Source organism: Pseudomonas sp. GW823-FHT02E01, from assembly GCF_058797535.1.
This window is the reverse complement of sequence record NZ_JBXAJS010000009.1, coordinates 159,346-172,208: the sequence shown is the minus strand read 5'-3', so window position 1 is coordinate 172,208 and position 12,863 is coordinate 159,346. Positions and strand designations below refer to the sequence as shown.

The window sequence follows — 12,863 nt, the reverse complement described above, 5'->3', positions numbered from 1 at the left end:
TTCCAGAGAGTTCAAACCATGTACAAACTTGAAGTTCAGGACCTGCATAAAAGTTACGGCGCGCACCAGGTGCTCAACGGCGTGTCCCTGCAAGCACAGGCCGGTGACGTGATCAGCATCATCGGCTCCAGCGGCTCTGGCAAAAGTACGTTCCTGCGCTGCATCAACCTGTTGGAGCAACCCAATGCGGGCAATATCGTGCTCAATGGCGAACCGCTCAAGCTGGTGGCCAACAAGCTTGGCGGGCTGAAGGCGGCCGAACCCAGGCAGTTGCAACGCATGCGTTCGCAGCTATCGATGGTATTTCAACACTTCAACCTCTGGTCACACATGAGCGCTCTGGAAAACGTCATGGAAGCCCCGGTGCATGTGCTGGGCCTGGGCAAGAAAGAGGCACGGGAAAAGGCCGAGCACTACCTGAACAAAGTCGGTGTGGCGCACCGCATGAACGCCTGGCCGGCGCATATGTCCGGTGGCGAGCAGCAGCGCGTGGCCATTGCCCGCGCACTGGCGATGGAACCGCAAGTGATGCTGTTTGATGAGCCGACTTCGGCGCTCGACCCCGAACTGGTCGGCGAAGTGCTTAAAGTCATGCAGGATCTGGCGCAGGAAGGCCGCACCATGGTGGTGGTGACTCACGAAATGGGCTTTGCCCGCGAGGTTTCGAACCAACTGGTGTTCCTGCACAAGGGCGTTGTCGAAGAGCGCGGCGACCCGCGCGAAGTGCTGGTCAACCCGCAGTCCGAACGCCTCCGGCAGTTTCTGGCCGGGAGCTTGAAGTAAGACCGCCGCCTAGCCATCGACTGCTCGGCGCTGCCCTGACAAGGTTGGCTTCGGATACACTCCAGCCAACCTTGTCAGGGCATCAGGCACAGCCCTTCTCTCACCTTCAGGAAATGTTGAGCCGGATATGCCCACCCCATCGAAAGACACCACAGTCTATGCCGCGCCGGTCATGCGCAAACTGACGGAAATCGTTTCCGAACTGCCGCCGTCATTGCGCAAGGTCGCGGACTTTATCCTGCGTCACCCGCTCAAAGCCGCGACGCTGACGATCGAGGAGATGGCTCACGAAACATTGACCTCACCCGCCGCCGTCAACCGTCTGGCCAAAGCGCTGAATCTCGGTGGCTACAGCGGCATGAAGGCCGAACTGGTCACAACGTTGCAGCAGATGGTGTCGCCGGTCGACAAACTGCGCAACGAACTTGCCCATCGCCCGGGCGGCGCGTTTGGTCTGCATGAGCAACTCCAGAGCGCCAGCAGCAACCTGGCCACCGCGGCGAGCAACAACCACGCCGACACCTTTGAAGCCTTCGTCACTCGCCTGACCAAAGCGCGCAAAATCTACATTCTGGGCTTTGGCAACAGTGTCTACTTCGCCGGTCTCGCCGCCTCGACCCTGATGCCCTTTTGTGCGGACGCCACTGCCATCAGCATGGAGGGCGGTAACGAAAACGCCGCTTACCGTCTGGCCGCCATCACCGACCAGGACGTGCTGCTGGCGATCTCCCTGCCACGCTACTCCCTCGACACCCTGCAACTGGCACGCTTCGCCAATGAACGTGGCGCATCAGTGCTGGCAATTACCGACTCACCCGCCTCGCCGCTCACCGGCATTGCCGAGCACACGCTGTTTGCGCCTTGCGATCACCCGGTGCTGACCAGTTCCAACATCGCCGTACTGGCCTTGATCGAAGGCTTGGTCGCCGGCGTGATGGCACGCAATAAAGAAGCGGTCAAACTGGCAACCGAACTGACTGAAAGCGTGATGTCGTACCTGCACATCCCTGCCAGCGGTAAACCAGCGAAAAAGTGAGCGATGGAAATCCAGCGCCCGCTTCTTGCCGGCAGGCTGTGAGAACATTCATCCAATTGAAAGAGTCCATTTCAGCCTCTACACTCCAGCCCATGAAACGCTACCTGCGGTTTTGCCTCATTTTCGTGATTAGCCTGGTGCTTCCCCTCAGCGGGATGGCGGGTGTCCAGGCGCCCACAGAACCGTGCCCGATGAAGACGATGGGCATGGCGATGATGGATGACATGGGAATGGACTGCTGCAACGACATGAAAAGCCCGACAGAGCATGGCAAGCCCTGCAAGCCGGGCCAGGAATGCAAGACAGGCGGTATGCTGCAAGTCTCGATCCTCAAGCCTCCTGTAACCGTGTTCAGCCCCGTAGTGGTTTCCTTCTTCAGTGATTCCATGCCCGTACAAACCCCGTCCGGGGTATGGCGACCGCCTCGCGTTTGATTCCTGCCCAACATTGAGCCTCATTCCGTATTAGCGGGATGGACTGGCTGTGCGCATGTCTTTTTGACGCGTGCAGTGGATGATCACAGGAATCGTAAACATGAACTCCAAGTGCTATTGCACAGGCTGGTCCCTCGTGGCCGGTCTGGCGGCAAGCGTACTGGCATTGCCGAGCTTCGCTGCCACGCTGACCCTCGATGAAGCGCTGCGCCTGGCTGAAAACAATGCGCCGTCGCTGGCTGCACAAGATGCAAAGATTCAGGCTGCCAGCAGTGCGGCTATTCCAGCGGGTGAATTACCTGACCCCAAGTTGCTGGCAGGTGTGCAGAACTACCCCATCGGCGGCCCGGATCGCTGGAGCATCAACGACGACTTCATGACCATGCAAATGGTCGGGGTCAGGCAAGAGATGCCCAACGGTGACAAACGCAAAGCTCGCATCGAGGTCGCCAACGCCGCCGTTGATCGCGCTGCCGCCGAGCGTCGGGTTGCACGACTGAACGTACGCCAGTCCACGGCAGTGGCCTGGATCAACAGCTACTCAGTCGAGCGCAAAGATGCGCTGTTCCAGGACCTCTACAAAGAAAACCGCCTGCTGACCGATACCGTCCGGGCCCGGATTGCCGGTGGTCGCGCTCAACCCGCCGATGCGGTGACGCCCAGGCAAGAAGCGGCTCGACTGGCGGAGCAGCAGGACGATCTGGTGCTCCAGAGAGCGCAGGCCCGATCGGCCCTCAAACGCTGGATTGGCTCCGCCGCCAACGACAAGCCTGTGGGCAGCTTGCCGCAGTGGCCTGTCGATTCCTCGAGCTACGCCCATAAACTGCAACACCACCCCGAGTTGGCAGCGTTTGCGCCGATGACCCGCGAAGCGCAAGCGAAGGTTCGTGAAGCCGAGTCGGAGAAAAAGTCAGACTGGAGTTGGGAGCTCGACTATCAACATCGCGATCGCCAGTTCGGTGACATGGTCAGTGTGCAATTGTCCTGGGACTTGCCACTGTTTCCTGACTCCCGGCAAAACCCCAAAATCGCAGCCAAACAGGCTGAACTCAGCCAGCTTGAAGCTGAGCGCGAAGACCTGTCACGGGAGCACACTCAGCAACTGGAAAACGAACTGGCTGACTATGAGCGCCTCAATCGTGCGGTAACCCGCAACCAGGAAAGCCTGCTGCCGCTGGCCAGGGAAAAGGTCGAACTCAGCATGGCCAGCTACCGTGCCGGCACAGGCGATTTAAACGCCGTTGTCGCCGCCCGACGCGAACTCATCGAAGCCCGACTCAAACAGATCGACGTGGAGGAGCAGCGAGCGCTGACCAGTGCGCGTCTGTATTTTGCTTATGGGGAGTCCGGCCAATGATCCTTGAAAAATGGAACGGAGCATTGCTGGTTGGCATCTCGCTGGCATTGGGTGTTGCCGGTGGCTACTGGTTCGCTCACCCGCGCATGAGCGCGGTACCTGTTACCGCCCGGGAGCAGAAACTCAATTCGCCGGACGAACGCAAGGCTCTGTATTGGTACGACCCCATGTACCCGCAGCAAAAGTTCGATAAACCGGGCAAGTCCCCCTTCATGGACATGCAACTGGTTCCCCGGTACGCCAGCGGTGACGAGGATCGTGCGACCGTGAGCATCGATCCGGGTCTGACCCAGAATCTTGGTCTGCGTTTTGCGACCGTCACCCGTGGAGTCTTTGACTCCAGCCTCGATGTGACAGGTGTCCTGGCATTCAACGAACGTGATGTGGCGGTGATACAGGCACGTACAGCCGGCTTCGTGGAGCGAGTCTATGCCCATGCTCCAGGCGACCTGCTCAAAGCCAATGCGGCACTGGCGGATATCCTGGTGCCGGAGTGGGCGGCCGCCCAGACAGAGTTCCTTGCCCTCAAGCGCAACGCTGATGCCGACCTGTTGGCTGCGGCCCGCCAGCGACTGCGGCTCACAGGGATGCCGGCGGCGCTGATCACCCAGGTAGAGCGCAGTGGCAAAGTCCAGCCGAACCTGACGATCACCAGCCCCATCAGCGGCGTGCTGCAAGAGTTGAACGTACGTGCGGGTATGACCGTCGCGGCTGGCGAGACTCTGGCACGCGTCAATGGCTTGAGCCGTGTCTGGCTCGCTGTGGCCGTTCCGGAATCGGATGCCGGAGCCATCACCGTGGGGCAGGCTGTCGAAGCGCGACTGCCCGCCTTCCCGGGGACAATGTTCAATGGCAAGGTCAGCGCGATTTTGCCCGAGACCAATCCGGACAGCCGCACCCTTCGCGTACGTGTCGAGTTACCCAATCCCGACGGACGCCTGAGACCAGGTTTGACAGCGCAGGTCCGCCTCAACCACTCGACCGGACACAGTGTGTTGTGGGTGCCTAGTGAGGCGGTTATCCGCACTGGCCGACGCGCCCTGGTAATGCTCGCCGAAGACGCCGGCCGCTACCGCCCGGTGGAGGTGCAACCCGGGCAGGAAAGCGATGGCAAGACGGAGATTTTGAAAGGTCTGGAAGAAGGCTGGAAGGTGGTTACGTCTGGCCAGTTCCTCCTCGATTCCGAGGCCAGTCTCAAGGGCATTGTTGCTACCTCGGAGCAAGAGTCACCCGCCAGTGGAACAGCCGCCAGTTTGCATGAGGCGGATGGGCAGATCGTTGAGATCAACGACAAAGAAGTTACGCTCGCCCACGGTCCTTTCAAGACGCTGGGCATGCCTGGCATGACGATGACTTTCCCGCTCGCCAGCCCGGCACTGATGCAGGGCCTCAAGGCGGGTGACAAGGTTCGGGTCGCGGTGAGCCAGACCGACGATGGCTTGCGTGTCGAGCGCCTGGCCAAATCGGGGAGCCAGCCATGATCGCTGCCCTCATTCGTTGGTCAGTGGCCAACCGGTTCCTGGTACTACTGGCGACGTTGTTCGTCACGGCTTGGGGTATCTGGACGGTGCAGAGCACACCCATTGATGCACTGCCAGATCTCTCGGATGTGCAGGTGATCATCCGCACCCCTTATGCAGGACAAGCGCCGCAGATTGTCGAGAATCAGGTGACCTATCCGTTGGCCACTACCATGCTCTCGGTACCGGGCGCCAGAACCGTGCGTGGTTACTCCTTCTTCGGCGACAGCTTCGTTTACGTGCTGTTCGAAGACGGTACGGACTTGTACTGGGCTCGCTCGAGGGTGTTGGAGTACCTGAGCCAGGTACAAAGCCGGTTGCCGGCCAGCGCCAAGCCGGCGTTGGGGCCGGATGCGACGGGAGTGGGCTGGATCTACCAGTACGCACTGGTGGATCGCAGTGGTGGACACGACCTGACGCAACTGCGCGCGCTTCAGGACTGGTTTCTCAAGTTCGAACTCAAGACCCTGCCCAACGTGGCGGAAGTGGCCACGGTGGGTGGCATGGTCAAACAGTACCAGGTGCAGCTGGACCCGCTGAAACTGGCCAGCTTCGGCATCACTCAGGCTGAGGTGACCGACGCTATCGGCAAGGCCAATCAGGAAACCGGTGGCGCGGTGCTGGAGATGGCAGAGACCGAGTTCATTGTGCGCGCGTCCGGCTACTTGAAAACGCTCAATGACTTTCGGGCAATCCCGCTCAAGCTGGGTTCGGGCGGTGTTCCGGTGACCCTTGGCGATGTTGCCACGATCCAATTGGGACCGGAAATGCGCCGTGGCATCACCGAACTCGACGGCGAAGGCGAGACCGTCGGCGGCGTGGTGATTTTGCGCAGCGGCAAGAACGCTCGCCAGACCATTGCAGCGGTCAAGACCAAACTCGACGAACTGAAAAGCAGTCTGCCGGCCGGGGTGGAAATCGTCACCACCTACGACCGCAGCAAGCTGATCGACCGCGCGGTGGAAAACCTCAGCCACAAACTGATCGAAGAGTTCATCGTCGTCGCGTTGGTCTGCGGGATCTTTCTCTGGCACTTGCGCTCATCGCTGGTGGCGATCATTTCGCTGCCGGTGGGGGTGCTTGCTGCCTTCGTCGTCATGCGCTACCAAGGCATCAACGCCAACATCATGTCCTTGGGCGGGATTGCCATCGCCATCGGCGCCATGGTCGATGCCGCCGTGGTGATGATCGAGAACGCCCACAAAAAGATTGAGGCCTGGCACGTAGCCAATCCAGGGGAGGAATTGAAGGGCGAGCGTCATTGGCATGTAATGACCGAAGCAGCGGTGGAGGTAGGCCCGGCGCTTTTCTTCTGTCTGCTGATCATCACCCTGTCGTTCATTCCGGTGTTCACGCTGCAAGCTCAGGAAGGACGGCTGTTCGGCCCTTTGGCTTTCACCAAGACCTATGCCATGGCCGCAGCGGCGGGATTGTCAGTGACCCTGGTGCCGGTGCTGATGGGCTACTGGATTCGGGGGCGAATTCCCAGTGAACAACAGAATCCGTTGAACCGGTGGTTGATTCGAATCTATCAGCCGGCCCTGGACGCGGTCTTGCGCCGCCCAAAGATCACGCTACTGGTCGCGCTGTTGGTTTTTGTCAGTGCGCTATGGCCAATGTCTCGCCTGGGTGGCGAGTTTCTCCCCCCGCTGGACGAGGGCGACCTGCTCTATATGCCTTCTGCCCTGCCGGGATTGTCGGCGCAGAAAGCGGCGCAACTGCTGCAACAGACCGACCGGTTGATCAAGACCGTACCAGAGGTCGAACACGTCTTCGGTAAAGCCGGTCGTGCCGAAACCGCTACCGACCCGGCACCGCTGGAAATGTTCGAAACCACCATCCAGTTCAAACCACATGAGCAATGGCGTGCAGGCATGACTCAGGAAAAACTGGTGGAGGAACTGGATCGCGTGGTGCGCGTTCCCGGTTTGACCAACATCTGGATACCGCCGATTCGTAACCGTATCGACATGCTGGCGACGGGTATAAAGAGCCCGATCGGTGTGAAGGTTTCCGGCTCCAATCTGGCGGAAATCGATGCGGTCACCCAGACGGTCGAGCGAGTGGCCAAGGACGTGCCCGGTGTCAGTTCGGCCCTGGCCGAGCGGCTGACCGGTGGCCGCTACATCGATGTGGATATCGACCGCAAGGCTGCTGCTCGTTACGGGCTGAACATCGCCGATGTGCAGTCCATCGTGGCCGGTGCCATCGGTGGTGAAAATGTCGGGGAGACCATTGAAGGTCTGGCACGTTTCCCGATCAACGTACGTTACCCACGGGAGTGGCGCGACTCGCTCGGCGCCCTGGAACGACTGCCGATCTACACCCCGCTGGGTAGTCAGATCACCCTTGGCACAGTGGCGAAGGTCAAGGTCAGTGACGGCCCACCGATGCTCAAGAGCGAGAACGCACGGCCTTCAGGCTGGGTGTACATCGATGTTCGAGGCAGGGATATTGCCTCGGTGATTGCCGATCTTCGTCGGGTCGTCAATGAACAGGTCAGGTTGCAGCCAGGCATGAGCCTCAGTTACTCGGGACAGTTCGAGTTTCTCGAAAGGGCCAACGCACGACTCAAACTGGTGGTGCCTGCCACGCTGCTGATCATCTTCGTGTTGCTCTACCTGACTTTTGCCCGATTCGATGAGGCCCTGCTGATCATGGCCACTCTGCCATTCGCACTGACTGGGGGGGCATGGTTTCTCTATCTGTTGGGCTTCAACCTGTCGGTCGCCACGGGGGTCGGCTTCATCGCCTTGGCCGGCGTTTCTGCCGAGTTCGGCGTGATTATGTTGCTCTACCTGAAAAACGCCTGGGCCGAACGAGAAGACCTCGGTGACAGCACTGAACGCGGGCTGGTGGCGGCGATTCGTGAAGGCGCTGTGCAGCGCGTTCGACCCAAGGCCATGACCGTTGCCGTCATCATTGCCGGTCTGCTGCCCATTCTGTTGGGCAGCGGAACCGGTAGTGAGGTGATGAGCCGTATCGCCGCGCCCATGGTCGGCGGCATGGTCACGGCCCCCTTGCTGTCCCTGTTTGTCATTCCGGCAGCCTATCGATTGATGCGCCGCCGGCACCTCCTGCCTGTACCTACCACACCTCAAGGTAAAGTCATATGAAACTCACCCTGACCGCAGTCGCAAGCACCCTATTCGCGCTTTCACTTTCTGCCCACGCGCAGGACATGCCGGGCATGAAAATGGACGGCATGGAAGGCATGCCGATGAAGCAGGAAACAAAACAGGCTCCGGTATCCAATGCCGAAGGCACGATCAAGGCTATCGATACTGCGAAGCATACGGTGACCATCTCCCACGGCGCCGTTCCCGCCCTGCAATGGCCACCGATGACGATGGCGTTTTCCGTGACGCAAGATCAGTTGTCAGGGTTGGCGCCTGGAGACCGGGTATCGTTTTCCTTCCGGCTAGAGGGTAACAGCGCCTCGATCGTGTCGATTAACAAGTAAATTCCGGTGGTGGAAGTGTCCGGCACATATTGTCGTGCCGGACTAACCCGTTAAATCGGCTGGTTCAGGAAAAACGGAGGGTTCGGGGGATTTTGAACGGCTGGCAATTGCTTACCCGCCCAGTTCCGTCTCCTCTTGCGTCATCCTCGTCAGTGTTTCGGACCTGCAACAGATTTCGAAAAAAAGTCGCAAGCCCCGAGATTCTTCAGGACTTGCGACTCATTGCCGATACGTCCTTCAAACTCCCGGGACGTAATCTACGGGATGCCTGCAGTGTTCAATGCCGAACATGCAGGCCTAGTTCCGCACCTCAGCCGTGTCGAAATCCGGCGCGTCCGGTGCATCTGGTGCGTCTGGAGCATCCGGTGCATCCAGTGCATCCGGTGCGTCTGGAGCATCCGGCGCATCCGGTGCATCCGGGGCGTCCGCTACATCCCTCGCCTCAGCTTTGGCAGCCTCTCTGGCTGCGTTCGCCTCGGCTTTGGCTGCGTCCCTGGCGGCATCCGCAGTAGCCCGAGCAGCATCTCTGGCTGCATCTGCCTCGGCCTTGGCAGCGTCCCTGGCTGCATCCGCAGCGGCCCGGGCAGCGTCTCTGGCTGCATCCGCTTCTGCGCGCGATAAGCCAGCAGCTCTTGCGGCATCCCGGGCTGCATCCGCCTCAGCTCTGGCGGCGTCACGGGCGGCGTCCGCAGTCGCTTTTGCCGCATCCCGGGCTGCATCTGCATCAGCCCGAGCAGCGTCCCGGGCTGCATTGGCATCAGCCCTGGCCGCGTCCCTGGCAGCATCTGCGGCATCGTTATCATTGTCTTTGGCGTTGTCGTTGTCACGCGCATTGCCCGGGCCTTTGTTCCCGGCTATACCACCATGGTCAGCGTCGCCGCGTCCCGGGCCTCCACGACCGTCACCGTCGTGGCCGTCACCACCATGACCGCCACCCTCTCCTCCATGACCGCCACCGCCGTCACCACCGTGACCACCGCCTCCGGAGCCTCCACTGCCGGAGCCACCGCCGCTGCCGCTGCCGCCACCATGGCCGCCTCCGCCACCGCCGCCGTCACCACCGTGACCGCCGCCTCCAGAGCCACCGCCACCACCGTGACCGCCGCCTCCGGAGCCACCGCCACCACCGTGACCACCGCCTCCGGAACCGCCGCCACCGCCGTGACCGCCACCGCCTCCGCCGCTACCACCACCGCCGCTGCCGCCATCTTTGGCATACACGCTGGAGAAACTACTGATGTAATCGGGCACCAGGACAGTCGATGCCGACAGTACCCCGCCTATTGCCAGAGCCAACAAACATTTCTTGAGCAGCATGATGCACCTCCGATTGGAGTTGCGTTTTCACCTCCGTATCGAACGCAATGTCCAGTGAGTTCCCGGCCGCCCATTGGAGCGGCCCGCCAACCGGCACGGCCATCAATCTGCAGCAATAGCGAGCCACTGCGGTATCCGTACGGTCCCTCAAAGCCAGCTGGTATCTATGCGTGGGAAATATTCCCACACATCTTAGATTAGTACCCTCAGCCCAAGTGTCAACGACCACATATCAGGTCCAAGGCACGCGTTGAGCAATTGGCCAAAAACAGACAGAGGACGCAGCAATAACCAATGAGTAGCTATGCTTTGGTTTGTGGCCAGGCTCTCCTGGCAACATCGTGAAAGGAGGCGTTTGAGATGCAACTCATCACGTTGAAAATCGAAAAGCCGGATGCGACGAACTTCATTCTGGGCCAGACGCACTTCATCAAGTCCGTCGAGGACATCCACGAAGCGCTGGTCAATACCGTGCCAGGTATCCAGTTTGGCGTGGCCTTTTGTGAAGCCTCTGGTCAATGCCTGGTGAGATGGTCTGGCACCGATAGCTCAATGATTGAACTTGCACAGAAAAATGCGAAAGCCATCGCCGCCGGCCATAGCTTCATCATTTTCCTGGGCGACGGTTTCTATCCGCTGAACGTGTTGAACACCATCAAAATGGTTCCAGAGGTATGCCGTATTTTTTGTGCAACAGCCAATCCAACCGAAGTGATTCTCGCTGAGACGCAGCAAGGGCGAGCGATCCTTGGCGTAGTGGATGGCTTTTGTGCCAATGACATCGAAGGCGATGAAGACATCCTTTGGCGCAAGAACCTGTTGCGGCAGATTGGCTACAAGCAGTGAATTGCAGAACGTGCTGGCGCACCACATGACGTTACAAATTACCTGAATGCCTTGCGCAAGAGCAGTTCACACCGTCCCGGGATGCTGGCCCGGCCAGCCTCCTGATGTAACGAATCAAGTCAAAATGTTTACCTGCAGAGCAGATCCTTATACGATGAAGTCCGCTTCTACCGCTCTCCATCGGGTCTGAGCAGCCCGTGGTTATTATGCATGACAAAGCGACTTAACAAATTGTGCTCTATGGCCATGCAAGTTTTTGCGCGGCGAACAAGAAAAAATTGTATACAAATTAATTCATACAATTAAATAGAATAACATTGAGCACCTGAACGATGAACAACCCTGACTTACTGACTGAAAACTCCAAAACCTTCAGCGTAGTTATAGTAAATTACAAAACACCTGAAATCACCAAGATATGCCTGGACTTATTACACCAGCATTTTGGCAGCAACAGCGTCCCGGTATGGGTGGTTGACAACTATTCCGCCGATGAGAGCACTGAGTACTTACGAACGCTTGACTGGATCAATTTGATTGAACGCTCTGTTTCTGAACCAGAAGCAGGCCATATTGCCCATGGCAAGGCACTTGACCTGGTTCTCGAGCGTATTGACACCGATTATTTATTCCTGATGCACACCGATACATTTGTTTTCGACAAGAATGTTTTTCCGATGATGCTGAATAAATGCTTGAAAAACCCAAAAGTCGTGGCCGTCGGTTGTGTCGAGCAAATTAACCGCGGCACCGCCAGAACTGTCTGGCGCTATAGCTCACGACTATTCAAGCATCACTTCAGACGCCTGAAAATCTCCATGGGATTGCGCTCCAGAGAACCAAAGCCGTACAAAGAAGTCTACTTGAAAAGTTTCTGCACATTGTGGAACTGCAAACTTGTAAAACAGCACAACATGCACTTTTCGATGGATGATCGCGTGCCAGGCTATACGCTTCAGGACCGCATGACCGAACTGGGTTATGCCGTTGAAATGCTATCACCGCGTAAAATTTTCAGCTATCTGGATCACATTCAGTCCGGCACTGTTGCAGCGGTTGGCGGCTATGCTAAAAATCATAGACGAACCAAAATGTACAACAACATCCTTAAGCGTCTGAACAAGGACGACAGAACAAATTGAGTTGCGAATAGACGCAACGAGCAGTGCATTCAACGCTGCATGAAGTCACCCACAGGTTTTTATATCAGGTCATTGGAGCGGTAATGGCACCCATCACTCAGGCACTACCTATCACCCTGTCCCCGGAGCTTGATTTCGACCAGAATGCCGCCAGCGCCTTTGGTGCCTCATTGACCGATAGCTATGTTCAGGCTACGCCATTTCCGCACATAGTCATCGACAACTTCTTGCACGAAGACCTGATTGCGAGCATCTGCTCGCATTTCCCGGTCGAGCCAACCAACAACGAAATGCTCTACGAGCGCGGCTATAAAGGTCAACGGAAACGTCAAATCAGTCCCAATGAATGCGACCCCTATTTGAAGACTGTTTTCAACGCCTTTAACTCGGCCCCCATGTTGCAGTTTCTTGAAAAGCTCACAGGCATCGAAGGCTTGATACCCGACCCCTACTTTACCGGTGGCGGCCTGCACGAAACGAAAAGCGGTGGTTTCCTGGGGGTGCACTCGGACTTCCGGCTCAACAAAAAACTTAATGTTGAACGCAGACTGAACATCATCATTTATCTGAATGAAGACTGGCAAGAGGAATACGGCGGCAACCTGGAACTTTGGGATGTCGGCATGAAGACCTGCCTTAAAAAAGTCCTGCCCATTTACAATCGCTGTGTCATTTTCAACACAGACAAGGACAGCAATCATGGGCACCCGGAGCCTTTAACGACTCCGGAACACATCACCCGCAGGTCTATTGCGCTTTATTACTACACCGCGGGAACCATGGCGATCGATCCGGCACAAAGAAACAAAACCCACTACAAACCAAGGCCCAAGGATCGTTTGAGCCTGAAGTACTACATCAATAAACTGATCAAGAAGAAAAACTGAACTGCAAAACGCCCGGGAGTGAGGCAAGGACCTGAGTCGAGGCGGTGAAACGCATCAATGCTGGAAGTTACCTGACAG

Annotated in this window: 11 protein-coding genes; 10 read left to right on the top strand and 1 reads right to left on the bottom strand. The window is 58.0% G+C overall.

Going from position 1 to position 12,863, the window contains the following annotated elements:
* Positions 1-18 precede the first annotated feature (18 nt).
* The 7 genes from AC1RDQ_RS21850 to AC1RDQ_RS21820 all read left to right on the top strand — a co-directional run bounded on the left by AC1RDQ_RS21850 (position 19) and on the right by AC1RDQ_RS21820 (position 8,593).
* On the top strand, positions 19-783 hold the full coding sequence (locus tag AC1RDQ_RS21850; protein ID WP_057715360.1) for an ABC transporter ATP-binding protein: 765 nt from the start codon (positions 19-21) through the stop codon (positions 781-783).
* Between the two features lie 127 nt (positions 784-910).
* Entirely contained in the window at positions 911-1,819 is a 909-nt protein-coding gene (locus tag AC1RDQ_RS21845; protein WP_492588096.1) for a MurR/RpiR family transcriptional regulator, read from the top strand.
* A gap of 92 nt (positions 1,820-1,911) precedes the next feature.
* On the top strand, positions 1,912-2,253 hold the full coding sequence (locus AC1RDQ_RS21840) for a hypothetical protein (RefSeq protein WP_057715362.1): 342 nt from the start codon (positions 1,912-1,914) through the stop codon (positions 2,251-2,253).
* A 100-nt stretch (positions 2,254-2,353) separates the two neighbouring features.
* Positions 2,354-3,610 (top strand): TolC family protein, encoded by a 1,257-nt coding sequence (locus AC1RDQ_RS21835; protein WP_492588095.1) that lies wholly within the window; start codon positions 2,354-2,356, stop codon positions 3,608-3,610.
* The gene (locus AC1RDQ_RS21830; RefSeq protein ID WP_492588094.1) at positions 3,607-5,091 is read left to right on the top strand and encodes an efflux RND transporter periplasmic adaptor subunit; all 1,485 of its coding nucleotides are present in this window, start codon (positions 3,607-3,609) and stop codon (positions 5,089-5,091) included. Before AC1RDQ_RS21835 ends, AC1RDQ_RS21830 begins: the two co-directional genes overlap by 4 nt.
* Positions 5,088-8,246: an efflux RND transporter permease subunit gene (locus tag AC1RDQ_RS21825; RefSeq protein WP_492588093.1), complete on the top strand. Its 3,159-nt coding sequence runs from the start codon at positions 5,088-5,090 to the stop codon at positions 8,244-8,246. The genes AC1RDQ_RS21830 and AC1RDQ_RS21825 overlap by 4 nt, the downstream gene beginning before the upstream one ends.
* Entirely contained in the window at positions 8,243-8,593 is a 351-nt protein-coding gene (locus tag AC1RDQ_RS21820; RefSeq protein WP_090454838.1) for a copper-binding protein, read from the top strand. The genes AC1RDQ_RS21825 and AC1RDQ_RS21820 overlap by 4 nt, the downstream gene beginning before the upstream one ends.
* Positions 8,594-8,890: 297 nt before the next feature.
* On the opposite strand, the gene AC1RDQ_RS21815 is transcribed toward AC1RDQ_RS21820, so the two are convergent.
* A complete protein-coding gene (locus AC1RDQ_RS21815) occupies positions 8,891-9,910 on the bottom strand; it encodes a hypothetical protein (protein WP_492588166.1) in 1,020 nt (339 codons plus the stop codon).
* A gap of 360 nt (positions 9,911-10,270) precedes the next feature.
* On the opposite strand from AC1RDQ_RS21815, the gene AC1RDQ_RS21810 reads away from it, so the two are divergent.
* From AC1RDQ_RS21810 to AC1RDQ_RS21800, 3 genes are all read left to right on the top strand, one after another.
* Positions 10,271-10,756, top strand: a complete 486-nt coding sequence (locus AC1RDQ_RS21810; RefSeq protein ID WP_057715369.1) for an adenosine-specific kinase — start codon at positions 10,271-10,273, stop codon at positions 10,754-10,756.
* Between the two features lie 332 nt (positions 10,757-11,088).
* Positions 11,089-11,898, top strand: a complete 810-nt coding sequence (locus tag AC1RDQ_RS21805; RefSeq protein WP_218498387.1) for a glycosyltransferase — start codon at positions 11,089-11,091, stop codon at positions 11,896-11,898.
* An 83-nt stretch (positions 11,899-11,981) separates the two neighbouring features.
* The gene (locus AC1RDQ_RS21800; RefSeq protein ID WP_057715371.1) at positions 11,982-12,785 is read left to right on the top strand and encodes a 2OG-Fe(II) oxygenase; all 804 of its coding nucleotides are present in this window, start codon (positions 11,982-11,984) and stop codon (positions 12,783-12,785) included.
* Positions 12,786-12,863 lie beyond the last annotated feature (78 nt).

Coding starts and splice junctions, on each gene's coding strand:
- AC1RDQ_RS21815 (WP_492588166.1), bottom strand. CDS start 9,910: ATGCTGCTCAAGAAATGTTTGTTGGCTCTGGCAATAGGCGGGGTACTG.
- AC1RDQ_RS21800 (WP_057715371.1), top strand. CDS start 11,982: ATGGCACCCATCACTCAGGCACTACCTATCACCCTGTCCCCGGAGCTT.
- AC1RDQ_RS21820 (WP_090454838.1), top strand. CDS start 8,243: ATGAAACTCACCCTGACCGCAGTCGCAAGCACCCTATTCGCGCTTTCA.
- AC1RDQ_RS21840 (WP_057715362.1), top strand. CDS start 1,912: ATGAAACGCTACCTGCGGTTTTGCCTCATTTTCGTGATTAGCCTGGTG.
- AC1RDQ_RS21830 (WP_492588094.1), top strand. CDS start 3,607: ATGATCCTTGAAAAATGGAACGGAGCATTGCTGGTTGGCATCTCGCTG.
- AC1RDQ_RS21825 (WP_492588093.1), top strand. CDS start 5,088: ATGATCGCTGCCCTCATTCGTTGGTCAGTGGCCAACCGGTTCCTGGTA.
- AC1RDQ_RS21850 (WP_057715360.1), top strand. CDS start 19: ATGTACAAACTTGAAGTTCAGGACCTGCATAAAAGTTACGGCGCGCAC.
- AC1RDQ_RS21835 (WP_492588095.1), top strand. CDS start 2,354: ATGAACTCCAAGTGCTATTGCACAGGCTGGTCCCTCGTGGCCGGTCTG.
- AC1RDQ_RS21810 (WP_057715369.1), top strand. CDS start 10,271: ATGCAACTCATCACGTTGAAAATCGAAAAGCCGGATGCGACGAACTTC.
- AC1RDQ_RS21805 (WP_218498387.1), top strand. CDS start 11,089: ATGAACAACCCTGACTTACTGACTGAAAACTCCAAAACCTTCAGCGTA.
- AC1RDQ_RS21845 (WP_492588096.1), top strand. CDS start 911: ATGCCCACCCCATCGAAAGACACCACAGTCTATGCCGCGCCGGTCATG.